24 protein-coding genes are annotated in these 26,382 nt (G+C 71.7%); 10 read left to right on the forward strand and 14 right to left on the reverse strand.

Annotated elements, in window-relative coordinates:
- Positions 1 to 615: 615 nt before the first annotated feature.
- Entirely contained in the window at positions 616 to 1,680 is a 1,065-nt protein-coding gene (trpS, locus tag ABZ098_RS26215) for a tryptophan--tRNA ligase (RefSeq protein WP_356595070.1), read from the forward strand.
- A 61-nt stretch (positions 1,681 to 1,741) separates the two neighbouring features.
- Here trpS and proC read toward each other — a convergent pair whose 3' ends face one another.
- From proC to ABZ098_RS26245, 6 genes are all read right to left on the reverse strand, one after another.
- Positions 1,742 to 2,554 carry a pyrroline-5-carboxylate reductase gene (proC, locus tag ABZ098_RS26220; RefSeq protein WP_356595072.1) on the reverse strand — a complete coding sequence of 271 codons (813 nt, stop codon included), beginning with the start codon at positions 2,552 to 2,554 and terminating at the stop codon, positions 1,742 to 1,744.
- 86 nt (positions 2,555 to 2,640) lie between these two features.
- Positions 2,641 to 3,423, reverse strand: a complete 783-nt coding sequence (locus ABZ098_RS26225; protein WP_356595074.1) for an ABC transporter permease — start codon at positions 3,421 to 3,423, stop codon at positions 2,641 to 2,643.
- Entirely contained in the window at positions 3,420 to 4,235 is an 816-nt protein-coding gene (locus ABZ098_RS26230; protein WP_356595076.1) for an ABC transporter ATP-binding protein, read from the reverse strand. The genes ABZ098_RS26225 and ABZ098_RS26230 overlap by 4 nt, the downstream gene beginning before the upstream one ends.
- A 177-nt stretch (positions 4,236 to 4,412) precedes the next feature.
- Positions 4,413 to 5,192: a class I SAM-dependent methyltransferase gene (locus ABZ098_RS26235; protein WP_356595078.1), complete on the reverse strand. Its 780-nt coding sequence runs from the start codon at positions 5,190 to 5,192 to the stop codon at positions 4,413 to 4,415.
- Positions 5,193 to 5,284: 92 nt separating this feature from the next.
- On the reverse strand, positions 5,285 to 5,794 hold the full coding sequence (locus ABZ098_RS26240; RefSeq protein WP_356595080.1) for an EamA/RhaT family transporter: 510 nt from the start codon (positions 5,792 to 5,794) through the stop codon (positions 5,285 to 5,287).
- 103 nt (positions 5,795 to 5,897) lie between these two features.
- Positions 5,898 to 6,224, reverse strand: a complete 327-nt coding sequence (locus ABZ098_RS26245) for an SH3 domain-containing protein (protein WP_356595082.1) — start codon at positions 6,222 to 6,224, stop codon at positions 5,898 to 5,900.
- Between the two features lie 183 nt (positions 6,225 to 6,407).
- Here ABZ098_RS26245 and ABZ098_RS26250 point away from each other — a divergent pair, with 183 nt between their 5' ends.
- Positions 6,408 to 8,504: a serine/threonine-protein kinase gene (locus tag ABZ098_RS26250; RefSeq protein ID WP_356595084.1), complete on the forward strand. Its 2,097-nt coding sequence runs from the start codon at positions 6,408 to 6,410 to the stop codon at positions 8,502 to 8,504.
- Between the two features lie 61 nt (positions 8,505 to 8,565).
- Here the strand turns inward: ABZ098_RS26250 and ilvD are convergent, their stop codons facing one another.
- The 4 genes from ilvD to ABZ098_RS26270 all read right to left on the reverse strand — a co-directional run bounded on the left by ilvD (position 8,566) and on the right by ABZ098_RS26270 (position 13,095).
- Positions 8,566 to 10,419, reverse strand: coding sequence for a dihydroxy-acid dehydratase (ilvD, locus tag ABZ098_RS26255; protein WP_356595086.1), 1,854 nt, complete (start codon positions 10,417 to 10,419; stop codon positions 8,566 to 8,568).
- Positions 10,420 to 10,520: 101 nt separating this feature from the next.
- A complete protein-coding gene (locus ABZ098_RS26260) occupies positions 10,521 to 11,132 on the reverse strand; it encodes a TetR family transcriptional regulator (RefSeq protein WP_356595088.1) in 612 nt (203 codons plus the stop codon).
- 81 nt (positions 11,133 to 11,213) lie between these two features.
- Positions 11,214 to 12,038, reverse strand: a complete 825-nt coding sequence (locus tag ABZ098_RS26265; protein ID WP_356595090.1) for a sugar phosphate isomerase/epimerase — start codon at positions 12,036 to 12,038, stop codon at positions 11,214 to 11,216.
- Positions 12,039 to 12,153: 115 nt separating this feature from the next.
- The gene (locus tag ABZ098_RS26270) at positions 12,154 to 13,095 is read right to left on the reverse strand and encodes a Ppx/GppA phosphatase family protein (RefSeq protein WP_356595092.1); all 942 of its coding nucleotides are present in this window, start codon (positions 13,093 to 13,095) and stop codon (positions 12,154 to 12,156) included.
- A gap of 71 nt (positions 13,096 to 13,166) precedes the next feature.
- On the opposite strand from ABZ098_RS26270, the gene ABZ098_RS26275 reads away from it, so the two are divergent.
- Positions 13,167 to 14,027 (forward strand): hypothetical protein, encoded by an 861-nt coding sequence (locus ABZ098_RS26275; RefSeq protein ID WP_356595094.1) that lies wholly within the window; start codon positions 13,167 to 13,169, stop codon positions 14,025 to 14,027.
- A gap of 223 nt (positions 14,028 to 14,250) precedes the next feature.
- On the opposite strand, the gene ABZ098_RS26280 is transcribed toward ABZ098_RS26275, so the two are convergent.
- On the reverse strand, positions 14,251 to 15,921 hold the full coding sequence (locus ABZ098_RS26280) for a hypothetical protein (protein WP_356595096.1): 1,671 nt from the start codon (positions 15,919 to 15,921) through the stop codon (positions 14,251 to 14,253).
- Positions 15,922 to 16,152: 231 nt separating this feature from the next.
- On the opposite strand from ABZ098_RS26280, the gene radA reads away from it, so the two are divergent.
- Both radA and disA read left to right on the forward strand, forming a co-directional pair.
- Positions 16,153 to 17,562 (forward strand): DNA repair protein RadA, encoded by a 1,410-nt coding sequence (gene radA / locus ABZ098_RS26285; RefSeq protein ID WP_356595098.1) that lies wholly within the window; start codon positions 16,153 to 16,155, stop codon positions 17,560 to 17,562.
- Positions 17,563 to 17,643: 81 nt separating this feature from the next.
- Positions 17,644 to 18,768 (forward strand): DNA integrity scanning diadenylate cyclase DisA, encoded by a 1,125-nt coding sequence (gene disA / locus ABZ098_RS26290; protein WP_037717494.1) that lies wholly within the window; start codon positions 17,644 to 17,646, stop codon positions 18,766 to 18,768.
- A 30-nt stretch (positions 18,769 to 18,798) separates the two neighbouring features.
- Here disA and ABZ098_RS26295 read toward each other — a convergent pair whose 3' ends face one another.
- A complete protein-coding gene (locus ABZ098_RS26295) occupies positions 18,799 to 19,662 on the reverse strand; it encodes a hypothetical protein (protein ID WP_356595100.1) in 864 nt (287 codons plus the stop codon).
- A 612-nt stretch (positions 19,663 to 20,274) separates the two neighbouring features.
- Here ABZ098_RS26295 and ABZ098_RS26300 point away from each other — a divergent pair.
- From ABZ098_RS26300 to cseC, 5 genes are all read left to right on the forward strand, one after another.
- Complete coding sequence (locus tag ABZ098_RS26300) at positions 20,275 to 21,222, forward strand: A/G-specific adenine glycosylase (RefSeq protein WP_356595102.1); 948 nt, start codon at positions 20,275 to 20,277, stop codon at positions 21,220 to 21,222.
- A 236-nt stretch (positions 21,223 to 21,458) separates the two neighbouring features.
- A complete protein-coding gene (locus ABZ098_RS26305) occupies positions 21,459 to 22,001 on the forward strand; it encodes a SigE family RNA polymerase sigma factor (RefSeq protein WP_020122536.1) in 543 nt (180 codons plus the stop codon).
- Entirely contained in the window at positions 21,986 to 22,663 is a 678-nt protein-coding gene (locus tag ABZ098_RS26310; RefSeq protein WP_356595104.1) for a hypothetical protein, read from the forward strand. The genes ABZ098_RS26305 and ABZ098_RS26310 overlap by 16 nt, the downstream gene beginning before the upstream one ends.
- Before the next feature lie 108 nt (positions 22,664 to 22,771).
- Entirely contained in the window at positions 22,772 to 23,476 is a 705-nt protein-coding gene (gene cseB, locus ABZ098_RS26315) for a two-component system response regulator CseB (RefSeq protein WP_356595106.1), read from the forward strand.
- A gap of 17 nt (positions 23,477 to 23,493) precedes the next feature.
- Positions 23,494 to 24,828: a two-component system sensor histidine kinase CseC gene (gene cseC, locus ABZ098_RS26320; RefSeq protein WP_356595108.1), complete on the forward strand. Its 1,335-nt coding sequence runs from the start codon at positions 23,494 to 23,496 to the stop codon at positions 24,826 to 24,828.
- A 100-nt stretch (positions 24,829 to 24,928) separates the two neighbouring features.
- Here cseC and ABZ098_RS26325 read toward each other — a convergent pair whose 3' ends face one another.
- Together ABZ098_RS26325 and ABZ098_RS26330 are read right to left on the reverse strand one after the other, a co-directional pair.
- Positions 24,929 to 25,792, reverse strand: a complete 864-nt coding sequence (locus tag ABZ098_RS26325) for a class I SAM-dependent methyltransferase (RefSeq protein WP_356595605.1) — start codon at positions 25,790 to 25,792, stop codon at positions 24,929 to 24,931.
- Entirely contained in the window at positions 25,783 to 26,217 is a 435-nt protein-coding gene (locus tag ABZ098_RS26330; protein ID WP_356595110.1) for a VOC family protein, read from the reverse strand. The genes ABZ098_RS26325 and ABZ098_RS26330 overlap by 10 nt, the downstream gene beginning before the upstream one ends.
- Positions 26,218 to 26,382: the final 165 nt, after the last annotated feature.

The following is a 26,382-nucleotide window of genomic DNA, read 5'->3' on the forward strand; positions in this document are numbered from 1 at the left end:
TTCCCTTCGGTCTTGCGTTTCCGACTCTATCAGACCGTTTCCGGTTCCGATTTCCTCGGTGCTTTCCAGGTTCCCGCTTCCGCGTTTCCCTTTCCAGCGGTTCCGACTCTATCAGATCCTTTCGGGCCTGATTCCCAGTCAGAGGGGGCTTGCCTTCCCGGCTGTTGGGCCGTTCCGACGAGTGAGACTTTAGCGGATTCCCGGCTCCCGAGCTAATCGGGGGCCGTCGTCCTTTCGAACGCGGATTCCTCATTTCGCGAATACGCACACCAATACAGCGACGGCAGACAGAAGCGACTGTCATCGTTTGTTGGCTGGTACCTGCGGAATGGCTGTCCGGGGACCGACCGGGGTCGGCGCTCACGTCGGACAACTCGGAGAACACTACGTACCGGGCTGGGGAGTGTCAACTCAGGTCCGGACGGCCCCTTGGAGGCGTAGGCTGGCCGGCATGACAACGCGTACGTGCACCCAGCAGTGGTGGGCCGCCTGACGGCGGCCGTGGGCACGTATGCACTCAACGGCCGCCGCCTCGGCGGCCGTTCGCGTATCTCCCTCCAGAGCTTCTGAGGGTCGGCCGGCCGGGGACGGCGGTCTCGACCAGGAGGTGGAGAGATGACGCGGGTCTTCAGCGGGGTCAAGCCGACGGGGCATCTGACGCTGGGGAACTACCTGGGAGCCATGCGGCAGTGGGCCACGGTCGACCAGCATCAGGCCGAGTCGCTGTTCTGCATCGTCGACCTGCACGCCCTGACCGTCGACCATGATCCGGCGCGGGTGCGTCGGCTGAGTCGGCAGGCGGCGACGCTGTTGCTCGCTTCGGGGCTGGATCCGGAGCTGTGCACCGTGTTCGTCCAGAGTCATGTGGACGAACACGCGCGGCTGTCGTACGTGCTGGAGTGCGTGGCCACGGACGGCGAGATGCGGCGGATGATCCAGTACAAGGAGAAGGCCGCCCGGGAGCGGACGCGGGGCGGGAGCGTGCGGCTGTCGCTGCTGACGTATCCCGTGCTGATGGCCGCGGACATCCTGGCGTACGGGGCCGACGAGGTGCCGGTCGGGGACGACCAGGCGCAGCATGTGGAGCTGACGCGGGACCTGGCGGTGCGGTTCAACCAGCGGTACGGCTACACGTTCGTGGTGCCCCGGGCCACCGTGCCGAAGGTGGGTGCGCGGGTCATGAACCTTCAGGAGCCGACGTCGAAGATGGGGAAGTCCGACGACTCCGGGCCGGGCATCGTCTATCTGCTCGACGAGCCGGACGTGGTGCGGAAGAAGGTCATGCGGGCCGTGACCGACAGCGGGCGGGACGTCGTGTACGACAGGGAGGCCCGGCCTGGGCTGGCGAATCTGCTGGAGATCCTCGCGTCGTGCACGGGTGGGAACCCATCGGAGCTGAGCGGTGTATATGAGTCGTACGGCGCCTTGAAGAAGGACACCGCCGAGGCCGTGGTCGAGGTCTTGAGGCCCGTGCAGGACAGGCACAAGGAGTTGTGCGCGGATCCTGGCTATGTGGAGGGGGTGCTGCGGGATGGCGCGGAGAGGGCGCGGGCGATGGCGCGGCCGACCGTGGATGCCGCTTATCGCGCGATCGGGTTGCTTCCGGCCGCTTCCGATACGGCTGCCCCGAATACCGGCGTGATCGGCAGTGGTGCCGTGCTGAACGCCGCTGCCCGGTAGCCGCGGGACTTGGTCTGCGTGGGGGCGGCCTTGCTCGTGTGGTGGCCGCCCCCGGTCGGTGTCAGTCCTTCTTGCCGGAGGCCAGTGCGCGGCTGCGGTCGCGGGCGGCTTCGAGGGCGGCGATGAGGGCGGCTCGGACGCCGTGGTTCTCGAGTTCGCGGATGGCGTTGATGGTGGTGCCCGCGGGGGACGTGACGTTCTCGCGGAGCTTCACCGGGTGTTCGCCGCTGTCACGGAGCATCGTGGCGGCGCCGATCGCGGACTGGACGATCAGGTCGTGGGCCTTGTCGCGGGGCAGGCCGAGCAGGATGCCGGCGTCGGTCATGGCTTCGACCAGGTAGAAGAAGTAGGCCGGTCCGGAGCCCGAGAGCGCGGTGCAGGCGTCCTGCTGGGACTCGGGGACGCGGAGCGTCTTGCCGACGGCGCCGAAGATCTCCTCGGTGTGGGCGAGGTGGTCGGCGGTGGCGTGGGTGCCGGCGGAGATGACGGACATGGCCTCGTCGACCAGGGCGGGTGTGTTGGTCATGACGCGGACGACGGGGGTGCCTGCGGCCAGGCGCTCCTCGAAGAAGGAGGTGGGGATGCCGGCGGCGCCGCTGATGACCAGGCGGTCGGCCGGGACGTGCGGGGCGAGTTCGTCGAGGAGGGTGCCCATGTCCTGCGGTTTGACCGTGAGGATCAGGGTGTCGGCGGTCTTGGCGGCTTCCGGGTTGCTGACCGGGGTGACTCCGTAGCGGGTGCGGAGTTCTTCGGCTCGCTCGGGGCGGCGGGCGGTGACCAGGAGGTCGGCCGGGGCCCAGCCGGCGCGGATCATTCCGCTGAGCAGGGCTTCGCCGATCTTGCCGGTGCCGAGGACTGCGACTTTCTGGCTCATGCGGTTCAGTCTGGCACCGGGGTGGGGCATGCAGGGTGGGTGTCCGGTGGGCGGGACATGGGGTCGGTGGCTGACCTCGGGCAGTTCTAGGCCGTCCTCCGCCTCAGCGTCGCCGCTCCCAGTCCCAGGACCAGCAGGGCGCAGCCCGCCACGATCAGTGCGTCGCGGACGAAGGTCGCTGTCATGTCGGTGTGCCGGAGGACCTCGTTCATGCCGTCGACGGCGTAGGACATGGGCAGGACGTCGGAGATGGTCTCCAGGACGGGGTGCATGTTGTCGCGGGGGGTGAACAGGCCGCAGAGGAGGAGTTGGGGGAAGATCACGGCCGGCATGAACTGGACGGCCTGGAACTCGGAGGCCGCGAAGGCCGAGACGAACAGGCCGAGGGCGGTGCCGAGCAGGGCGTCGAGCAGGGCGACCAGCAGCAGGAGCCAGGGGCTGCCGGTGACGTCGAGGCCGAGGAACCAGACGGCGAGGCCGGTGGCGAGGGCGGACTGGATGATCGCGAGGGTGCCGAAGGCGAGGGCGTAGCCGGCGATGAGGTCGCCTTTGCCGAGGGGCATGGCGAGGAGGCGTTCGAGGGTGCCGGAGGTGCGTTCGCGCAGGGTGGCGATGGAGGTGACCAGGAACATCGTGATCAGCGGGAAGATCCCGAGGAGGGAGGCGCCGATGCTGTCGAAGGTGCGCGGGCTGCCGTCGAACACGTAGCGCAGCAGGAGCAGCATCAGGCACGGGATCAGGATCATCATCGCGATGGTGCGCGGGTCGTGGCGGAGCTGGCGCAGGACTCGGGCCGCGGTGGCGGTGGTGCGGGAGAGGCTGAGGGCGCTGGTGGGGGCCGGTGTGAGTCGGGGCGTGCTGGTGGTCATCGCGTGTGCTCCTTGGTGCGGCTTGCCTCGACGGCCTGGTCGACCAGGTGGAGGAAGGCCTCCTCGACCGTGTCGGAGTGGGTGCGGGTGCGGAGGGCTTCGGGGGTGTCGTCGGCGAGGATTTCGCCCTCGCGCATCAGGAGGAGGCGGTGGCAGCGCTCGGCCTCGTCCATGACGTGGGAGGAGATGAGGAGGGTGGCGCCGCGGCGGGCGGCGATGTCGTGGAAGAGCTGCCAGAGGTCGCGGCGCAGGACGGGGTCGAGGCCGACGGTCGGTTCGTCGAGGACGAGGAGTTCGGGGGTGCCGAGGAGGGCGACGGCGAGGGAGACGCGGCTGCGTTGGCCGCCGGAGAGGTTGCCCGCGAGGGAGTCGGCGTGGGTGGCGAGGTCGACGTCGTCGATGGCTCGGGTGACGTCGGAGTGGCGGCGGTCGGCGGCGGTGCGGCCAGGGGCGAGGATCGCGGCGAAGTAGTCGAGGTTCTGGCGGACGGTCAGGTCGTCGTAGACGGAGGGGGCTTGGGTGACGTAGCCGATGCGGGTGCGCAGGGTGGGGTGGCCGGCGGGTCGGCCGAGGACGTGGAGGGTGCCGGTGACCTTGGCCTGGGTGCCGACGATCGAGCGCATCAGGGTGGACTTGCCGCAGCCCGAGGGGCCGAGGAGGCCGGTGATCTGGCCGCGTGGGACGTCGAAGGCGAGGTTGCGCAGGACGGTGCGGGGGCCTCGGACGACGGTGAGGCCGTCGGCGTGGACGGCGGGGGCGGTGGGTCCTTCGTCGGTGCTGTCGTGGGGTGGCCCCGGCTCTTTATTCATCATGCGATGAATAATCCTCCCGAGAGTCCGGGGCGTCAAGCGCGGCTGCGTACGGGGCGCGGACGCGCTACGACCGGGAGACCGGGAGCGGCTGAGGACGCGGACGGAGCCTGGCCGGCGGGCTCGGGCATGTGGATGCGCGTGCGCGGCGGCCCTTGAGGTGGGGGCCGCCGCGCGGGGTCAGGCGTTGACGGCGACGAGCAGTTCGACGTCGTAGGTCTCCTCGACGGTGCCGTCGGGGAAGCGCTCCAGCAGGATGCGGCGCTCGTCGGTGAGGAAGGCGCCCGCGTGTTCCTCACCCGCGACCAGGAACAGCGAGTGGCTGCCGATGTTGGCGAGGTGGGTGTCGACGGGCACCCGGCGGCTCCAGCGGACCACTCGGTGCGTGAAGTCCAGGCGGCCGCTGGGGTCGGCCAGGGCGGAGCGGGCTCCGTTGCCGTTCACCTCGACGGCCGGGTGGGCTCCGTACTCCTTGAAGTGTTCGGCGATCCGGTCGACCTGGCCGGCGATCCAGGGGATGTCGAGGGCGTAGGTGTTCCACCACAGGGCCAGCGCACCGCCCGGTCGCAGGACGCGGCAGGCTTCCGGGACCGCGCGGGCCGGGTCGGTCCAGTGCCAGGACTGGGCGTAGGTGAGGAGATCGGCGGAGTCCGTGAGGAGGGGGAGGTCGTTGCCGTCGCCCCTGACGATCGGGAGACCGGGGTGGGTGCGGCGGAACTGCTCGGCCATGCCGTCCCCGGGTTCGACCGCGACGACCTCGGCGCCCCGGGCGTGCAGCAGCGCGGTCGCTATACCGGTGCCGGCGCCGATGTCGGCGATCCGGGCGCCGGTGATCGGGATTGCGGAGAGTTCCTCGATCGCGTCGAAGAGGGCGGGTGGGTAGGAGGGGCGGTTGGCGGCGTACTGGGCTGCGGCGGCGTTGAAGGAGTGGGCTCGGGTGGTGTGGAAGGAGGCGGCCATGAGGCCATGGTGGCCGGACGCCGAGACGGGGGCGGTGAGTTTTGGGTGAGAGCAGCGGGACAGGGCGGAGGCTGTCGGGTGCCCGGCGGGACTCAGCGGCGGCGCTTCTTCTTCGCGGGGTTTCCCGTGCGGCGGGCGCCGCGCTTCTCGTGCTCCCTCCGGGCGGCCTCGTACTCCTGCCGGTGCAGCTTCTCGCCCGGTGCCTCAGCGAGGGTACGGAAGAAGTAGGCGAGGAGAGACCCGACGAACCCGATGGCCAGGAGGCCGCGCAGGGAGGCCTGGCGGGCGGGGTCGGGGCGCTTGCCGAAGCCGTCCCAGGTGTTGCGGAAGGCCAGGGCGCTGCAGATCGCGAACATCGCGATGACGAGGACGGTCACGAAGCTGCCGGTGTCGGCGATCTGGAGGCCCTCGTAGGCGAAGCGGAGGATCAGGCAGGAGGCGACGGTGGCGGCCAGGGAGCCGGCGGCGGCGCCGGCGCGACGGAGGGCGTAGCCGTTGCGGTGGTCCACCCAGGTGGTGCCGAAGAAGCGGATCGGCTCGGGGCGGGGGCCGCCCTCTGGGGAGCCCGCGGGGATGTCCTGGGTGCCGGATTCGTCGCTCACGGGACGATTATGGCTCCGGGACGGGAGCGGGCTCCCTTCGGGGATCAGGAGCAGCGGTCGGCCACGACGTACTGGCCGCTGCTGCTGTTGGTGTCCTGGATGATCAGCCGCAGCGCGAGGCTACGTAGCCGTCGCTGCCGGTGAGGACGTAGGCGTCCGAGACGAACTCGCCGTTGGCGATGTTGTCCCAGATGTTCGACGTGCCGTACGGACCGGCCACCGACGTCCCCGGAGTCTGGCAGTAGATCGCGACCTGGGCGCCCTCGGGCAGGACACGGACGATGCCGTACTGGGTGCCGGGACCGCGGCGGACGTTGAGGCGGTAGCCGGGTGCGACCGCGTAGTAGTGCACGGCCGCGGTCGCGGCGACCGCCGTCGTGACGGTCTTGCTCTCGCTGTTCTCGACTTCTTCGACGCGCTCGACAGACATGACAAATCCTCCCCCGTTGGTCCCCATGACTGCCATGGGGTCCCGTTGATTCCCCTGAATCACGCCATGAAACACATGTACGCGACTCGCACGCGGAGACTAGCAAGCCGCCTCTGTCCCGTACGAGTCATCGACTAGGCTCCGTGCGTCGCGCGCGCGGACGATCAGCACGGGGGTGGTTCCATGGCGCCACAGGGCAACACCGGAGCGGGCGCGGAAGCGGAACTTCCCGAGTACGCCGGTCACTACCGGCTGGAGTCATGCCTCGGTTCGGGTGGGATGGGCGTCGTGCACGTCGCGCGCAGCACCTCGGGGATGAAGCTCGCGGTGAAGGTGGTCCACACGGAGTTCGCCAAGGATCCCGAGTTCAGGGGGCGTTTCCGGCAGGAGGTGGCGGCGGCGCGGAAGGTGAGCGGGGCGTTCACGGCGTCCGTCGTCGACGCCGATCCCGATGCCGAACGGCCGTGGATGGCCACGCTGTTCATCCCGGGCCCCACCCTCTCCGACGAGGTGAAGCGGAACGGGCCCTTGGGGCCTGCCGAGTTGCGCCGGCTGATGGCCGGGCTCGCGGAGGCGCTGCGGGACATCCATCGGGTCGGGGTGGTCCACCGGGACCTCAAGCCGAGCAACGTGCTGCTCGCCGAGGACGGGCCCAAGGTCATCGACTTCGGCATTTCTCGGCCAAAGGACAGTGAACTCCGCACCGAGACCGGGAAGTTGATCGGGACGCCGCCGTTCATGGCGCCGGAGCAGTTCCGGCGGCCGAGGGAGGTGGGTCCCGCGGCCGACATCTTCGCGCTCGGCTCGGTGATGGTGCACGCGGCCACCGGGCGCGGACCGTTCGACTCCGACAGTCCGTATGTCGTCGCCTACCAGGTCGTGCACGACGAGCCGGACCTGACCGGCGTACCGGCGAATCTCGCGCCGCTCATCGTGCGGTGTCTCGCCAAGGAGCCCGAGGAGCGGCCCACACCGGACGAGTTGATGCGGGAACTGCGGTCGGTCGCGGCTTCGTACGACACACAGGCGTTCATACCGGCGCAGCGCACGGGTGACGTGCCGGAGTCCGAGCGGGAGGTCGCGGAGCCGGTACGGCGGCCCAAGCGGCGTCCGGGTCGGATCGCGCTGTTCGTCGGCGGCGCGCTCGTCCTGGTCGCGGCTGGTGTGTTCGCCTCGGTCGAACTGCTCGGCGGGGGACAGGCCGAGGCAAAGGGCACCAGCTCACCCAGTGCCGAGGCCAGCGCGTTCCGCGCGTGGGCGGCGCGACCCGACTCCGGGGGCAAGGGCACGCCCCGGTGCTCCTACGCGGCGGGCAAGCTCCTCTGCGTCCGCTCGGGGTCGGTGTACGCCCTGGACCCGTCCGACGGCGGCCTGCTGTGGCGCCACTCCGCCGACACCGACCGTTGGAGCGCCCCGCCCGCCCTGTCCGGTGGCCTCGTACAGCCGTTGGCCGACTACGGCACCCGTCTGGAGGCGCTCGATCCCGCGTCGGGCCGGGCGCGTTGGCAGCGCGCGGTGCCGACGTACAACGGCATGTGGTCGACCGGCGGGACGGTGCTGGTCGCCGACGCGGACGGGACGGTGACCGGCGTGGACAGCGCGACCGGCGACACCGAGTGGAGCAAGGAGATACCCGGCCATGTCACGCCGTCGTTCTCCACGTTCCCCGGCGACCCGTCGTTGTACGTGACGAGCACGTCCGCCGACGAGTCGAGCACTCGGGTCACCGCCGTGGACGCGGCCACGGGTGAGGTGCGCTGGGACAAGCGCCTCGACGGTGCCCTGACACCGATCGGCGCCGAGGACGGATCCGTCTTCTTCCTCTCCGTCGACCAGGTCTACGACTACGCCAAGGCCGTCGTCCGCTACACCCCCGGGTCCGGGGCGACCCGGAGGGTGGCCCTGCCCGTGCCCCGCCAGGGCGCCCAGGCCACGGTGCACGACGGCGTCGTCTACGTCCTGGCCACGGGCGGATCGCTGGAGGCCGTCGCCCTCGACGCGGGCCGGCAGCTGTGGCATCTGGAGACGTCCGTCAGCCGCGGGTCCGTCCCGGTCTCCGACGGCGGCCACGTCTTCGTCACCGCGTCCGACGGGCGGCTGCTCGCCGTGGACGCGCACCGGGGAACCCTCGTCGGGCAGACACCGACGAGGCTCGGCGGCAACGGGAGCGATGTGGTCGCCACGCTGCCCAGGCCCGTTCTCGCCGCCCACCGCGTCTACGCCACCGCTCCGGACGGCACCGTGTTCGCCATGGACGCGCGCAGGCCCGCGTCCTGGTGATCCGGCGGGCCACGCGAAAGGGCCGCCCCGAAAGGACGGCCCCTGGGCTCAGGCAGCGGGATCAGCCCAACTTCGACACGTCCCGCACCGCGCCCCTGTCGGCGCTGGTGGCCATCGCCGCGTAGGCCCGCAGCGCGGCCGACACCTTGCGCTCGCGGTTCTTCGGGGCGTACACGCCACCCAGAGCCGCCTCGCGGCGCGCGAGCTCCGCGTCGTCGACCAGGAGCTCGATGGTGCGGCCCGGGATGTCGATGCGGATGCGGTCGCCGTCCTCGACGAGGGCGATGGTGCCGCCGGCCGCCGCCTCCGGGGAGGCGTGACCGATGGACAGGCCGGAGGTGCCGCCGGAGAAGCGGCCGTCGGTGATCAGGGCGCAGGCCTTGCCGAGGCCGCGTCCCTTCAGGTACGAGGTCGGGTAGAGCATCTCCTGCATGCCGGGGCCGCCCTTGGGGCCCTCGTAGCGGATGACGACGACGTCGCCCTCCTTGACCTGCTGGGTGAGGATCTTCTGGACGGCCTCCTCCTGCGACTCGCAGACGACCGCCGGGCCCTCGAACGTCCAGATCGACTCGTCGACGCCGGCCGTCTTCACGACACAGCCGTCGACCGCCAGGTTGCCCTTGAGGACCGCCAGGCCGCCGTCCTTGGAGTAGGCGTGCTCGACGCTGCGGATGCAGCCCTCGGCGGCGTCCTCGTCCAGGGACGCCCAGCGCTCCGACTGGGAGAAGGCCTCGGCGGAGCGGACGCAGCCGGGGGCCGCGTGCCACAGTTCGAGGGCCTTCGGGGAGGGCGAGCCGCCACGCACGTCCCAGGTCTTGAGCCAGTCCGCGAGGGACGGGCTGTGGACCGAGTGCACGTCCTCGTTGAGCAGGCCCGCGCGGTGCAGTTCGCCGAGGAGGGCGGGGATGCCGCCCGCGCGGTGCACGTCCTCCATGTAGTACGTGCGGTTCTTCGCCACGTTCGGGGCGACCTTCGCGAGGCAGGGGACGCGGCGCGAGACCGCGTCGATCTCGGCCAGGCCGAAGGGGACTCCCGCTTCCTGGGCCGCCGCCAGCAGGTGCAGGATCGTGTTGGTGGAGCCGCCCATGGCGATGTCGAGGGCCATGGCGTTCTCGAACGCCGCGAAGGTGGCGACGTTGCGCGGCAGGACCGTCTCGTCGTCCTGCTCGTAGTAGCGGCGGGTGATGTCCATGACCGTCTCGGCCGCGTCGACGTAGAGCTGCTTGCGGGCCGTGTGCGTGGCGAGGACCGAGCCGTTGCCGGGGAGCGAGAGGCCGATGGCCTCCGTCAGGCAGTTCATCGAGTTGGCCGTGAACATGCCGGAACAGCTGCCGCAGGTCGGACAGGCGTTCTCCTCGATACGGAGCATGTCCTCGTCGGAGATCTTCTCGTTCACCGCGTCGGACATCGCGTCGACCAGGTCGAGGGTGCGGACCGTGCCGTCCACGAGGGTCGCGCGGCCGGACTCCATCGGGCCGCCGGAGACGAAGACCGTGGGGATGTTGAGCCGCAGCGCGGCGTTCAGCATGCCCGGGGTGATCTTGTCGCAGTTGGAGATGCAGATCAGGGCGTCGGCGCAGTGGGCCTCGACCATGTACTCGACGGAGTCCGCGATCAGGTCGCGGGAGGGGAGGCTGTAGAGCATCCCGCCGTGGCCCATCGCGATGCCGTCGTCGACGGCGATGGTGTTGAACTCGCGCGGGATGCCGCCGGCCGCGACGATCGCCTCGGAGACGATCCGGCCGACCGGCTGCAGGTGGGTGTGGCCCGGCACGAACTCCGTGAAGGAGTTCGCGACCGCGATGATCGGCTTGCGGCCGATGTCCGCACCGGGTACACCGGAGGCGCGCATAAGGGCGCGGGCGCCCGCCATGTTGCGGCCGTGGGTGACTGTGCGGGACCTCAGCTCGGGCATCGTCGCTCGCTCCTTCAGACAGTTCTGGCTGCTATTGAGCGTACGCCGGTCATCCAGGGGGCGGGACAAGGTGTCCGGAATGCGGGACGCCCGTCTCGGAGTCAGGGCCCGGTCAGATGGTGCTGCACCACCGGGGCCACCCGCGCGATGATCTGCTCGACGTCCGTCGACGCCAGTGGTTCCACCTTGATCACGTACCGCAGCATGGCCGTCCCCACGAGCTGGGCGGCCGCGAGTTCCGCCCGCAGCTCCGCGTCCGGCAGGTCCACCTGGTCGGCGATGCGGCGCAGCAACTGGGAGGCGACGAGTCGGCGGAACACGGCGGCAGCGGTCTCGTTGGTCACGGCGGAGCGGACGATCGCCAGCAGCGGCATGCGGGTCGCGGGGTTCTCCCAGACGCCGAAGATGAAGCGGGTGAGGCGCTCTCCGACGTCCTCCACCGGGCCCTCGGCGAGCGCGTCGGGCGCGCTGAGGGCGGGCGCGGCGGCGACCTCCACGGCCGCCTCGAAGACCTGTTCCTTGGTGCCGAAGTAGTGGTGGACCAGGGCGGAGTCCACCCCGGCGGCCTTGGCGATCCCCCGCACGGACGTCTTCTCGTAGCCCCGCTCGGAGAACTCCTCCCGGGCCGCGAGAAGGATCCGGTCACGAGTGCCGGCCGCGTCCGATTCCGCACGCCGGGGCCGGCCGCGCTTCCGCGCGGTGACGTCACTCATGGTTCCTCGCCACGGACGCCCGCCCGCCCGCACGGCCCCTCACCGCCGAAGCCACCCGCACCCCCGGAGGCACCCGCGCGCTCATCGGCGGGGCACCTTGACCGGTGAGGCCAGGTGGAGGCGGGTGAAGGCCAGGGCTTCGGCGAGGTCGGCCTCGCGTTCGGCGCCGGACATCGCGCGGCGGGTGTTGACCTCGATGACGACATGGCCGTCGAAGCCGCTCAGCGCGAGGCCTTCCAGGAGCTCGGCGCAGGGCTGGTTGCCGCGCCCCGGCACCAGGTGCTCGTCCTTCGCGGAGCCCTTGCCGTCGGCGAGGTGGACGTGGCCGAGACGGTCCCCCATCCGGTCGACCATCTGCATCGCGTCGGACCGGGAGGTCGCCGCGTGGCTGAGGTCGATCGTGAAGTGCCGGTAGTCGTCCTTGGTGACGTCCCAGTCGGGGGCGTAGGCGAGCATCTCGCGGTCGCGGTAGCGCCAGGGGTACATGTTCTCGACGGCGAACCGTACGTCCGTCTCGTTCGCCATGCGCCAGATCCCGCTGACGAAGTCACGGGCGTACTGGCGCTGCCAGCGGAACGGCGGGTGGACGACGACCGTGCTCGCCCCCAGTTTCTCGGCGGCCGCACGGGCCCGCTGGAGCTTGACCCAGGGGTCCGTCGACCACACCCGCTGCGTGATGAGCAGGCAAGGAGCGTGCACGGCGAGTATGGGGATCCCGTGATAGTCGGAGAGGCGGCGCAGGGCCTCGATGTCCTGGCTGACCGGATCGGTCCACACCATGACCTCGACGCCGTCGTATCCGAGACGCGCGGCGATCTCGAAGGCCGTCGCCGTCGACTCCGGGTAGACGGAGGCCGTCGAGAGGGCGACCTTCGCATCCGGGATCCGTACGACTGGTTCTGCCACGGTCGTCAGCCTACGGCGTCCGCCGGGGTGGGACGGGACGCCTACTGGCCGTTGTGGTGCTTGCCACTGGGCGGGTGCGGGTGCGCTGTGGTCGCTCGCACATTTCCCCGCGCCCCTAGAGGCCCTGCGTGGAACCCATGTGGTCAAGTCTGCGCAGGATCACACCCTCCCTCAGCGCCCATGGGCAGATCTCGACCGTTTCCACTCCGAAAAGATCCATCGCGCCCTCGGCCACCAGCGCTCCCGCCAGGAGCTGGTTCGCCCTGCCCTCAGAGACGCCCGGGAGCTCCGCCCGCTGTTCCGTCGTCATGCCGGCCAGCCTCGGGACCCACGCCTCCAGGGACTCGCGCTTGAGCTCGCGCTGGACGTAGAGACCCTCGGCGGAGCGGGCCGCGCCGGCCAGGCGGGCGAGCTGCTTGAAGGTCTTGGAGGTGGCGACCACGTGGTCGGGAGCGCCGAAGCGGGCGAACTCGCCGACCGTGCGGGCGATCTGGGCGCGCGCATGCCGTCGCAGCGCCCGGACGGCCTCCGGGTCCGGGGGGTCTCCGGGGAGCCAGCCGGCCGTGAGGCGGCCCGCGCCCAGGGGCAGGGAGACCGCCGCGTCCGGTTCCTCGTCGATGCCGTAGGCGATCTCCAGGGAGCCGCCGCCGATGTCGAGGACCAGGAGCTTGCCCGCCGACCAGCCGAACCAGCGGCGGGCGGCGAGGAAGGTGAGACGGGCCTCCTCGGCGCCGGTGAGGACCTGGAGCTCGACGCCGGTCTCGGCCCGCACGCGCGCGAGGACGTCGTCGGCGTTGCTGGCCTCGCGGACGGCGGAGGTGGCGAACGGCAGCAGGTCCTCGACGCCCTTGTCCTCGGCGGCCTGGAGCGCGTCCTTGACGACGGAGACCAGTTTCTCGACGCCTTCGGGACCTATCGCCCCGGCCTGGTCGAGAAGTTGGGCAAGGCGCAGTTCCGCCTTGTGCGAGTGCGCGGGCAGGGGGCGTGCGCCGGGGTGCGCGTCCACCACCAGCAGGTGCACCGTGTTCGATCCCACGTCGAGGACACCGAGTCTCATGTAGGGAACGCTACTGCCAGCAGGGCGTTCGACTGTCTCCGGAGGGGCCTCGGGCGACTTACCCTGGACGCGTGCCAAAGACGAAAAAGGTGAAGGACGACAAAACGGCCGTTTCTGCCGACGGTCCTTCGCGGGTGAAGTCACCGAAGCAGTCGCGGAAGGCCATGAAGGCGGCCCTGAAGGCAGACGAGAAGGGGCTCGACTTCGCGCGCGCGTGGGTGGAGTTCCCGGATCCGGCGGACGACGAGCAGGTGTTCCGCTGCGATCTGACATGGCTGACCTCTCGGTGGAACTGCATCTTCGGCAGCGGCTGCCAGGGCATCCGGGCCGGCCGGGCGGACGACGGGTGCTGCACTCTGGGTGCCCACTTCTCCGACGAGGACGACGAGCAGCGGGTCGCCGAGCACGTGGCGCGACTGACTCCGGACATCTGGCAGCACCATGCCGAGGGCACGCGGGGCGGCTGGGTCTCGGAGGACGAGGACGGCGACCGCCAGACCCGGCCCTTCGAAGGCTCGTGCATCTTCCAGAACCGGCCCGGCTTCCCGGGCGGCCAGGGCTGCTCGCTGCACATCCTGGCGCTGCGGGAGGGCCGCGAGCCGCTGGAGACCAAGCCGGACGTCTGCTGGCAGCTCCCGGTGCGGCGCACGTACGACTGGATCGACCGGCCCGACGACACCCGCGTCCTCCAGGTGTCCATCGGTGAGTACGACCGGCGCGGCTGGGGCCCGGGCGGCCACGACCTGCACTGGTGGTGCACGTCGGCGACCTCGGCACACGGCGCCGGCGACCCGGTCTACGTCTCCTACCGCCCCGAACTGATCGAGCTGATGGGCAAGGCGGGCTACGACCGCCTGGTCGAGCTGTGTGAGCAGCGCCTGGCCTCCCAACTGCCCCTGGTGGCCCCGCATCCGGCGGACCCGACCACCTGAGCGGTGGGATCGGCCGGCGCGGGGGCTGGTCACGGGCACGAGAAGGCGCGGGTGCGTGGGGCTGAGCACGCGCGGTCCCGTGGAGCTGGGCACGCGCGGTCCCGTGGGGCTGGGGCCGCCTGTTGTCGCGGCACCCCGACGGCGCGCACCCCGGCTTTGCCGCCGCGCCCTGGCTCTGCCGCGCACCTTGACTCCGCCCCCGCCCGCCCCGCCCCCGCATTCGCTACGACGCGGACGGGCTCGGGTCCTCGCTGTCCGTCGGTGAGGGGGTCGGGCTCGCCGGGTCGGACGGGGTGGGGTCCGGCGGGGTCGGGGAGGGGGACGAGCTCGGCGGGTCGGACGGGGTGGGAGACGAGGGGGTCGAGACCGTGGGGCTGGGGCTGGACGGGGATGTCGTCGGCTCGCCGGGGGTGGACGGCGCGGGCGCGGTGCCGTAGCCCTCGATGGTGACGACGGCGCCCGCCGGTGCGATCGCCACGCGCGCGCTCCAGGGGCCGGACGGCTCACGCAGATGATCGACGTACACCTTGATCGTCAACGTCTCGCCGGGCTTCAGGGTTCCCGAGGACTGGCTCAGGTAGAGCCAGGAGGCACCCGTGGTGGCCGACCAGCGGACCGGGGCGTCGCCGGTCGCGGTGAGGGTGACCAGCGTGGTGTCGCCGTCGTTGCCGGCGCCGACCTCCAGGTGTCCGGCGCCCTGCCGGCCGGCGACGCTCACGACCTCCACCGAGACGTCGGGCCGGCCGTCCTTGGTGAAACGGGTGCCGGGTTTCGGGCTGGCGTTGCCGGCGTTCTGGTAGCCGCCGCTCGCCGCCACGCCGTCCAGGCTGTCGGGGCCGTGCGCCTCGCTGGCGCTGGCGGAGTGGCCGTCGGCCCCCTCGCCGGGGCCGCCCCGGTAGGCGGCCCACAGGGCGAGCACGGGGGCGGCGACGACGGTGGCGACGACGGTCGTGGTGACGGCACGCGCGCGGAGTCGGTCGCGGCGGGCGGCCCGGTCCTTGGGGTCCATCGGGAAGCCGCGCCGGTCGAAGCGGGGCACGGCGACGCCACGCGCGCGTGGCGGATGCGCCGACGCCTTGTGCAGGGCCGCGCGGGGCGCCTCGAGCACGGGCAGCTCGGCGGGCGTGGTCATGGCGCCGGGCCAGCGGCCGGGGATCGCGCGCTCGGCACTGCGGCGGCAGCGCGGACAGTCGTCGACGTGGCGCACGAGTTCGCGGCGCAGGGCGGAGCTGAGCACGAACTGGCTGTCGCCGGTGAGCCGCATCACGCTCGGACAGTCGCCGGTCTCGACGACGGCGAGGGCGGCGCGCGTGCGCTCGACCTCACAGGCGGCGGAGGCGAGCAGTTCGCGGGCGCCGGCGAGGTCCATGCCGAGAACGGCGGCGACCTCGTGGGCGGCGAGGTGGTGGCGCACGGCGAGTTCGAGGGCCTCACGCTGCTCGGGGGTCGTACCGGCCGCCTCCGGCCAGGCCAGCAGGGCGAGTTCGCGGCGCCGCGCCTCCAGTACGTCCTCGGCGACCGGGGGTTCGGCGGGCTGCTGGGAAGCGCCGTGACGGCCCGCGGCGTGGGTGGCCTGACGTTTCTGCTTGGCCTCGGCCAGCTTGCGCAGACAGGCCCAGCGGGCCAGGGCGTACAGCCAGGCCCTGCGGTCGCCGGCCGCGTCCGGGCCGCCGCGCCGCTCGGCGAGCGCGAGGACGTCGGCGAGGGCGGCGGTCGCCGCGTCGTGGTCGCACAGCACGGACATGCAGTAGGTGAACAGGCCGTCCAGGTACGGCTCACAGCGCGCGGGCGGCCGCTGTGCCAGCGTGCGCGCGGCACCGCGGTCGCGCTCCTGCCGTTGCGCCCGGTGCGCGCCGGTGGTGCGGGTCGAGGTCTCCGGACTGCTGCTCATCATCCGTGGACCGTAGGGGGCGAAAGATGGCCCCTTCCTGTGCCTTGAGCAGTTTTACTCCGTACGGGTGAAACGATCCCTCAATAGGGGACAGGAACCCTCGATTCCATGGCTCGTTCCCGTCGTGACGTGGCCGATTCACGTGTCGGGGCGAGGGGGCGGCCCGGACGCCGACGCGCATGCCGCCGAGCGGGCGGCGAACGCGTTGTCAGTGGCGGCCGTTACGGTTCGTGCATGGCCACCCGTACGAAGTCCGCCAAGGAGCGCCCGTCCTACCGCTGCACCGAGTGCGGCTGGCAGACGGCCAAGTGGCTCGGCCGCTGCCCCGAGTGCCAGGCCTGGGGGACGATCGAGGAGTACGGCGCGCCCGCGGTGCGTACGACGACACCCGGCCGCGTCACCACCTCCGCCGTGCCCATCGGCCAGGTCGACGGCCGCCAGGCCACCGCCCGCTCCACCGGCGTGCCCGAGCTGGACCGGGTGCTCGGCGGCGGTCTCGTGCCCGGCGCGGTGGTGCTCCTCGCGGGCGAGCCCGGCGTCGGCAAGTCCACGCTGCTGCTGGACGTGGCGGCCAAGGCGGCGAGCGACGAGCACCGCACGCTCTACGTGACCGGCGAGGAGTCCGCGAGCCAGGTCCGGATGCGCGCCGACCGCATCGGCGCGATCGACGACCACCTGTATCTCGCCGCCGAGACCGACCTGTCCGCCGTCCTCGGACACCTGGACGCCGTGAAGCCGTCCCTGCTGATCATGGACTCGGTGCAGACGGTGGCCTCCCCCGAGATCGACGGCGCCCCCGGCGGCATGGCCCAGGTGCGCGAGGTGGCCGGGGCGCTGATCCGGGCCTCCAAGGAGCGCGGCATGTCCACCCTCCTGGTGGGCCATGTCACCAAGGACGGCGCGATCGCCGGGCCACGCCTGCTGGAGCACCTGGTGGACGTGGTCCTGAGCTTCGAGGGCGACCGGCACGCGCGCCTCCGGCTCGTACGGGGCGTCAAGAACCGCTACGGCGCCACCGACGAGGTCGGCTGCTTCGAGCTGCACGACGAGGGCATCACGGGCCTCGCGGACCCAAGCGGACTTTTCCTGACACGTCGTGACGAACCGGTCCCCGGCACCTGTCTCACCGTCACCCTGGAGGGCCGCCGCCCCCTGGTGGCCGAGGTGCAGGCGCTCACCGTCGACTCGCAGATCCCCTCGCCCCGGCGCACCACCTCGGGTCTGGAGACCTCGCGCGTCTCGATGATGCTCGCCGTCCTGGAGCAGCGGGGCCGGATCAGCGCGCTCGGCAAGCGGGACATCTACTCCGCGACGGTCGGTGGGGTAAAGCTTTCGGAACCCGCCGCGGACCTGGCGATCGCCCTCGCCCTGGCCTCCGCGGCCAGCGACACCCCGCTGCCCAAGAACCTCGTCGCGATCGGCGAGGTGGGCCTCGCGGGCGAGGTCAGACGGGTCACGGGCGTCCAGCGCAGGCTCTCCGAGGCCCACCGTCTGGGCTTCACGCACGCGCTCGTTCCGGGCGATCCCGGCAAGATCCCGGCCGGCATGAAGGTCCTGGAAGTCGCGGACATAGGGGACGCCCTGAGGGTCCTTCCGCGCTCCCGTCGGAGAGAGGCCCCCCAGGACGCGGGGGACCGCCGGTAGACTTTGCCCTGGTCTCGCCCGTCCGTACGAACCGAATGTGCGACACGGGAGCGCCCAAGACCCCGCGACCGGAGGAGAGCAGTGGCAGCCAACGACCGGGCAGCAGCTCCCGGAAAGTCCGGTGGGAGTGCCGGTTCCGATGGCCTCATGCGCGCCTCCCTGAGCGCCGTGGCCCCCGGCACCGCCCTGCGCGACGGCCTCGAGCGGGTGCTGCGCGGCAACACCGGCGGACTCATCGTGCTCGGCTTCGACAAGACGGTGGAGACGATGTGCACGGGCGGTTTCGTCCTGGACGTCGAGTTCGCGGCCACGCGTCTGCGTGAGCTGTGCAAGCTGGACGGCGGCATCGTGCTCTCGTCCGACCTGTCGAAGATCCTGCGGGCGGGTGTGCAGTTCGTGCCCGACGCGACGATCCCCACGGAGGAGACGGGCACCCGGCACCGCACCGCGGACCGGGTGAGCAAGCAGGTCGGTTTCCCGGTCGTCTCGGTCTCCCAGTCGATGCGGCTCATCGCCCTGTACGTGGACGGCCAGCGCCGCGTCCTGGAGGACTCGGCGGCGATCCTGTCCCGCGCGAACCAGGCCCTCGCGACCCTGGAGCGCTACAAGCTGCGCCTGGACGAGGTCGCCGGCACGCTCTCCGCGCTGGAGATCGAGGACCTGGTGACGGTCCGGGACGTCTCGGCCGTGGCCCAGCGCCTGGAGATGGTCCGCCGTATCGCCACGGAGATCGCCGAGTACGTGGTCGAACTCGGCACGGACGGGCGCCTCCTCGCCCTCCAGCTCGACGAGTTGATCGCGGGCGTGGAGCCGGAGCGCGAACTGGTGGTCCGGGACTACGTCCCCGAGCCCACCGCGAAGCGCTCCCGCACGGTCGACGAGGCGCTGTACGAGCTGGACGCGCTGACCCACGCCGAGCTCCTCGAACTCCCCACCGTGGCACGCGCCCTGGGCTACACCGGCTCCCCCGAAGCCATCGACTCGGGTGTCTCCCCCCGGGGCTTCCGCCTCCTGGCCAAGGTCCCCCGCCTGCCCGGCGCGATCATCGACCGCCTGGTGGAGCACTTCGGCGGCCTCCAGAAGCTGCTCGCGGCCAGCGTCGACGACCTCCAGACGGTGGACGGCGTGGGCGAGGCAAGGGCGAGGAGCGTCAGGGAAGGCCTGTCCAGGCTGGCGGAGAGCTCGATCCTGGAACGGTACGTGTAAGGGCTTTTGGTTTTCGGGGCCCCTGGTCGTTCAGTCGTTCTCCAGCACGAACGAAGCCTGCGCCGTGGCGTACCCGGGTGCCTTGACCTCAACGAGGTAGGTACCGGCCCCCGCCGACCCCGCCGGAGGCGTCGCGCACTGCGGAGCGCTCGGCTTGCGGTCCCACGTCACGGTGTAGGTGATGCTGCTCCCGGCCGGTGCCCGGTAGACCAGGTTCCCCGGGGTCTTGGGACAGTCGGCGGACGACCAGTAGGCGTCGTCCGCGCCGGCCTGAGTGATCGTCAACACCGCGCGCTTGGGCCCGAGATCGACCTTGCAGTCCGTGCCGGAGGTGTTCGTCGCGGTCAGCAGCAGCGTGGGGGTCTGGCCGGGGTCGTAGGCGTTGTGCAGACTCCGCACGCTCAACCTCACCGCGCCCGCCGTGCAGTTGGGCAGCGAGGAGCCGGCCGGGAGGGTGTCGCCCTGCCCGACCCCGAGACCCGTACCGCCGCTCCCGGCGCTGCCGGAGCCGCCCGCTCCGGCGGAGCCACCCGTACCGGTCTCACCGCCGGCTCCCGAGCCACCCCCCGCACCCGCGCCCGCGCCGGCGCCCGCGGCTGCACCGGAGCCCGATCCCGGGCCTCCGCCGGTGCCGCCGCCGGTCGTCGACTCGTCGCGGCCGCCCGGGGCTTGACTGATCGCCGGCCCGGAACCGGAGGGACCGGGGGTGATCGTCGAGGGGGAGGGATTCTTGTCGTTGGGCCCGTCCGCGCCGTTCTTGCCGCCTCCGCCGCCGGAGGTGACGATCCATGCGATCAGCAACGCCAGCACGGCGAGGACGGACAGCATGACGGCCCTCCGTCGCCAGTAGATGGAGGAGGGAAGCGGCCCGACCGGATTGCGCAGAGATCCCACGGCGCAAACTGTACGAGAGATCGGCGAGTTCGCCGCCCTCACCCGCCGCCCGGCGCCACAACTTTTCAGGATCATCATTCCGGAACTGACACGTGACGATCGCGGGGTGTGACCGTATCCGCCCACCGCCTACGGTCCGTGACCACGGACTTCGAGGACGGCGCGATCACCCGGACATCACCGACCTCGTCGATGTCATCCCCACGTGGGGATGACACCGCGTAGGAACGTGGACGGGGGCCGGACTCCCGCTCTTCGGCGCGTTGTTCGCTCCCGGGGCGCACCCGTTCGCGATCGCGTCCCTTGCACCTCTGGCCAAGGCCGCTTCCCGACTGCGCCGCCCAGAGCGCGAGTTGCCCGCCGCTCGCCGCTGCCGGAGTCAGCGGCACGGGCTCGCCCGTGTCCCGGCAAGGGTGATGGAGCCCCGGGCGGTGCGTTGCGTCGAGCCGCAGGCGGTCCGCAGCGTGAGGCCGTCCGCACGGGCGCACGGTCCTCGGAGGCGGCGGCACATCTCGTCGGACCGGCCCCACTGGCCCCGATCACACCCCGCGTCGCCCCCCTGGGTGGCGGTTCGCCCGCGCGGGCCCCCGGCCATGGCAGGATCGGAAGGCCATGACTGCGCCCACGAAGCCCCCGCACAGCAGCCCCGCCGACGGCAGCACCGACGGCATCACCGACGCTCCGCTCGGAGCGGGCCTGCACTCCCCCGTCATCGACTGGTTCGACGAGCACGCCCGGGATCTGCCGTGGCGGCGGCCCGAGGCCGGGCCGTGGGGGGTGATGGTCAGTGAGTTCATGCTCCAGCAGACGCCCGTGAACCGGGTCCTGCCGGTCTACGAGCAGTGGCTCGCGCGGTGGCCGCGACCCGCCGACCTGGCCGCGCAGGCACCCGGCGAGGCCGTGCGCGCCTGGGGACGGCTCGGGTACCCGCGCCGGGCGCTGCGGCTGCACGGCGCCGCGGTCGCCATAACGGAACGGCACGGCGGTGACGTACCGACGGACCACGCGCAACTGCTCGCGCTGCCCGGCATCGGCGAGTACACGGCGGCCGCCGTCGCCTCCTTCGCGTACGGGCAGCGGCACGCGGTGCTCGACACCAATGTGCGGCGGGTGTTCGCGCGGGCGGTGACCGGTGTGCAGTACCCGCCGAACGCCACCACCGCCGCCGAGCGCAAGCTGGCCCGCGCGCTGCTGCCCAAGGACGAGAAGACCGCCGCGCGCTGGGCCGCCGCCTCCATGGAGCTCGGCGCGCTCGTCTGCACGGCCAAGAACGAGACCTGTCAGCGCTGCCCCATCGCCGCGCAGTGCGCCTGGCGGCTCGCGGGCAAGCCCGAGCACGACGGGCCGGCGCGGCGCGGACAGACGTACGCCGGTACCGACCGCCAGGTCCGCGGCAAGCTGCTCGCCGTGCTGCGGGAGGCCCACACGCCCGTCCCGCAGACGGTGCTCGACCGGGTGTGGCACGAACCGGTGCAGCGGGCGCGGGCGCTGGACGGTCTGGTCGCGGACGGGCTCGTCGAACCCCTGCCGGGTGGTTTGTATCGGCTGCCGTTGACATAGCCCTGCACAAAGCAAACCGGCAAATCCCCCTGAACCGGCGCGAACAACCGCGCCGGTTTACCCCTTTTCGGCTTCCGTTACACAACCGACGGACAGCCGATTGCCAGCCGCGCGCTGCTCCGCACAGCCCCGTGACAACCGCTCCGTAGCTTCATTGCCATGCCGCACACCAGGCGGCAGCACACGAGATGAGAACCGGCAGTGACTGCCGGAACGGGGATCAGGAGGCGGTCGACATGGCGCAGGGAGAGGTGCTCGAGTTCGAGGAGTACGTCCGCACCCGGCAGGACGCGCTGCTGCGCAGCGCACGCCGTCTGGTCCCGGACCCGGTCGACGCGCAGGACCTGCTCCAGACGGCGCTCGTACGGACGTACGGCCGCTGGGAGACCATCGAGGACAAGCGGCTCGCGGACGCCTACCTGCGCCGGGTGATGATCAACACCCGTACGGAGTGGTGGCGGGCGCGGAAGCTGGAGGAGGTGCCGACCGAGCAGCTCCCGGACGCCTCGGTCGATGACTCCACCGAGCAGCACGCGGACCGCGCCCTGCTGATGGACGTCATGAAGGTGCTCGCCCCCAAGCAGCGCAGCGTCGTGGTGCTGCGACACTGGGAGCAGATGTCCACGGAAGAGACGGCCGCCGCCCTCGGCATGTCGGCCGGTACGGTCAAGAGCACGCTGCACCGGGCGCTCGCCCGGCTCCGCGAGGAGCTGGAGGCCCGCGACCTGGACGCACGCGCGCTGGAGCGTGAGGAGCGGGAGCGTTGCGCGGCGGCCTGACCGAATCCGGGCCCACCCGGCCGGACCTCGCTCCGGTCCGGGGGATCTTCCAGGCGGCAAGCACGGCGGTGGTCGTGCTGGCCGCCCTCGCCCTTTTCGTCTCCGCCTGCGCCACCGGCGGCACCGGCACCCGTGACGAGGGTCCGGCACACGCGGTCGCGGGGGTCGACGCCTCACCTTCCGTCATGCCCTCCGCCCTGGCCGCCCCGCGCCTGGACCGCAAGGGCGCGGTCGCTCTCCTCAAGTCGGACCCGAAGGTCTCCGCGGCGGTCAAGCGCGATCTGGAGCCCTGTGGCACCGACCAGTACCCGGTCGACCTGTTCTACGGCGACCTGACCGGCGGCCCGGCCGACGACGTCGTCGTCAACGTCGTGACCTGTGCGGATCTACTGGGCGTCGGCTCGTACGTGTATCGCGAGGAAGGCGGTTCGTACCAGAATGTCTTCCACGCCGAGGAACCTCCGGTCTACGCCGAGATCGACCGCGGCGACCTGGTGGTGACCAAGCAGGTGTACGAGAAGGGCGACGCGGTGTCGGAACCGTCCGGCGAGAACGTGACCACCTACCGCTGGGTCTCGGGGAGGTTCGCCGCCGTGTACCGCACGCACAGCGACTACAGCGACGTCGTCGGCAAGGATCCGGCGCCGGTGCCCGACAGCTGACGTACGGCATGATCCGCCGCGTCCGGCGTGAACCGGTCGGGCCGCCAGGAACGATCCCCCAGTGACCGCAACGACCCCTCAACGACCCCGAAGAGTGAGAGCACCCGGATGGCAGACCAGACCCACGTGCTGTTCGTCGAGGACGACGACGTCATCCGCGAGGCCACCCAACTCGCCCTGGAGCGGGACGGCTTCGCGGTCACCGCCATGCCCGACGGGCTGTCCGGCCTGGAGGCGTTCCGGGCGGACCGTCCCGACATCGCCCTGCTGGACGTCATGGTCCCGGGCCTGGACGGGGTCAGCCTGTGCCGCCGTATCCGCGACGAGTCCACCGTGCCGGTGATCATGCTGTCGGCGCGCGCCGACTCCATCGACGTGGTGCTCGGCCTGGAGGCCGGCGCCGACGACTACGTGACCAAGCCGTTCGACGGGGCCGTCCTGGTCGCCCGTATCCGTGCGGTGCTGCGCCGCTTCGGGCACGCGGGCGGGGCCGACCGGGGCGAGGTGGACGCGGCCGGGGCCGCCGGGGGCGTGCTGACCTTCGGGGAACTGGAGATCGACACCGAGGGCATGGAGGTGCGCAAGGCCGGGCAGCCGGTGGCGCTCACCCCCACCGAGATGCGGCTGCTGCTCGAGTTCTCCTCCGCGCCGGGCACGGTCCTGTCCCGGGACAAGCTGCTCGAACGGGTGTGGGACTACGGCTGGGGCGGTGACACCCGGGTCGTCGACGTCCATGTGCAGCGGCTGCGGACCAAGATCGGCCAGGACCGGATCGAGACGGTCCGCGGCTTCGGTTACAAGTTGAAGGCCTGAGCAGGGGGACCTGGAGCATGCGGGGGATCCTTCGGGGCCCGGTGACGGAGCGTGTGGTGGTGCGGACAGGGCTGAGATGGAAGCTCAGCGCGGCCATCGCGCTGGTCGGCGCGCTCGTGGCGGTCGCCCTGAGCCTGGTCGTGCACAACGCGGCCCGCGTCTCGATGCTGGACAACGCGCGCGACCTCGCGGACGAGCGGATCCGGATCGCCCAGCGCAACTACGAACTGACGGGCAAGCCGAACTTCCCCAGCATCGCGGTCGACGACCGTCATCTGCCGCCCCCGCTGCGCGAGAAGGTCGAGGAGGGCCGCCGGGCGACGTACGTCTCCGACCGGCCCGACCGGGGGCCGGACATCTGGGCCGCGGTCCCGGTCAAGGGCGGACATGTGCTGTCGCTGCACACCGGGTTCACCGACCGCAGCACCGACATCCTCAAGGACCTCGACCAGGCCCTGGTGATCGGCTCCATCGCGGTGGTCCTCGGCGGCAGCGCGCTCGGCGTGCTCATCGGCGGGCAGTTGTCACGGCGGCTGCGGAAGGCGGCCACCGCGGCGAACCAGATGGCCAAGGGCGAGACCGACGTGCGGGTCAGGGACGCGATCGGCGGGGTCGTACGGGACGAGACCGACGACCTCGCGAGCGCCGTGGACGCCATGGCGGACGCGCTCCAGCAGCGGCTGGAGGCCGAGCGGCGGGTCACCGCGGACATCGCGCACGAGCTGCGGACACCGGTGACGGGTCTGCTGACGGCCGCGGAACTGCTGCCTCCGGGGCGGCCCACTGAGTTGGTCCTGGACCGGGCGAAGGCCATGCGCACCCTCGTCGAGGACGTCCTGGAGGTGGCCCGGCTCGACGGCGCCTCCGAGCGGGCCGAGCTCCAGGAGATCCTGCTCGGCGAGTTCGTCGCCCGGCGGGTGGCGGCCAAGGACCCGGAGATCGAGGTCCGTGTGGTGCACGAGTCGGAGGTCATGACCGACCCGCGCCGCCTGGAGCGGGTGCTGTTCAACCTCCTCGCCAACGCCGCCCGGCACGGCAAGCCGCCCATCCAGGTCACCGTGGAGGGCCGCGTCATCCGGGTCCGCGACCACGGCCCCGGTTTCCCCGAGGACCTCCTCGCCGACGGACCGAGCCGCTTCCGCACGGGCAGCGCGGACCGCGCGGGGCACGGGCACGGCCTGGGGCTGACCATCGCGGCCGGTCAGGCGCGGGTGCTGGGTGCGCGGCTGACCTTCCGCAACGTCCGTCCGGCCGGGGCACCGGAGGAGGTTCCCGCGGAGGGGGCGGTGGCGGTGCTGTGGCTTCCTGAGCACGCGCCCACGGCGACGGGGAGTTACCCGCTGCTGCCGTGACCGGTGGGGCCCTTCGGGTGGGGGCCCTTCGGGTGGGAGCCCTGCGGGTGGGGACCCTCCGGGCGGGGGCCCCTCGAGTGGGCCCCTTCGGCTGGGTCTCTCAGGTGCTCGCCACCATCAGTTCCTCCCCCCTGGACGGTCGTACGCCGTCCGTCCGGTCCGCGAAGTACCGGCGGTCCAGCTCCTCCGCCGGGACGTGCCGGGCTTCCCGGAAACCGGACTCGCGCGCCAGCGCCAGGATTCCGGCGGGCTCGAAGAAGCTGAGGAACGGGGTGCCGGCCGCCCGCGCTCCCCTCACCGCCGCCTCCAGTTGCGGCCGCTGATCCGGCTCGACGTCCTGCGGCGGCCGTAGGAAGGTCGTCACGAACGCGGACCCCGGGGCGAGCCCGGCGACCAGGCGGAACGTGGCCTCGTTCGCCTCCCGGGTGAGGTACATGGTGACGCCCGTGGAGGCCACCACCGCGGGGCGACCGGGATCGAACCCCGCCTCGGCCAGCCGCCCCCACCAGTCCCCCTCGAAGTCGACCGGCACGAGCCGCAGCCACTCGGGGACACCGAAGCCGAGCTCCTCCAGCCGCTGCCGCTTCCAGGTCTGCGGTCCCGGCCGGTCGACCTCGAAGACCCGCAATCCGCGCTCGGCGGCGATCTCCGGTCTGCGCTGGGCGAACGTGTCGAGGCCGGCGCCGAGGACGACGTACTGCTCGACACCCCCCTCGACACCCCCCTCGACGACGAAGTCCTCCACGTACCGGGTCCGCGCCACGATCGACGCCCGGGTGCGGCGCGTGGCGTCCACGTCCATGTCCGGGCGGTCCCGCCACCCGTCGTCGGGTCCCGCGAGCCGCAGCCCGATCTCGTCCTCCAGCACATGCGGCGGCGGATCGGCGCGCACGTGCAGGGCCCGCCAGAGCGCGACCCGTACGGCGGTGTGGTCGGCCTCGACCACGTCCTGCGTCACGCCCAGTCCTTCGAGAAGTCCAATTCCTCGTTGCGCTGGGTCAGCGAGTACCAGTTGCCGTTGTCGTCGCGGAAGATCGCCTCGATGCCGTACGGCCGCTCCTGGGGCTCCTGGATGAACTCCACCCCGCGCGCCCGGAACGTCTCGTAGTCACCGCGGCAGTCGTCGGTCCGGAACGCCCCCGCGCCCATCACGCCCTTGCCGACGAGCTTCCTCAGCGCCTCGGCGGACTCGGGGTCGAGACCCGGGCCGTCGAGACTCATCAGGGCCAGTTCGACGCCCTCCTGCTCCTTGGCGCCGACGGTGACCCATGTCATGTCGCCCATCGCGACCTCGCTGCGCACCTCGAAGTCCAGCTTCTCGGTGAAGAAGGCCTTCGTGCGCTGCTGGTCGAAGGTCCATACGGTGGTGATGCCCAGACCCTGGATCATGGCTCCGCCCTCCTGTCGTCGTCCGGGATTACCTCTCCGTCACCGTAGGCAGCGGCGGGGCTGATCCGCTTCTCCGAAGTTGCGGTCCTCATGGGGGGTCCGTCGGTGGAGGTGGGTGTGGCTCTCGCGGTGGCTCCTGCCGTGGCGCTCGCGGTGCCTTTCGCG

Origin of the sequence: Streptomyces sp. NPDC006335, assembly GCF_040612795.1 — a bacterium.
Lineage (GTDB): Bacteria > Actinomycetota > Actinomycetes > Streptomycetales > Streptomycetaceae > Streptomyces.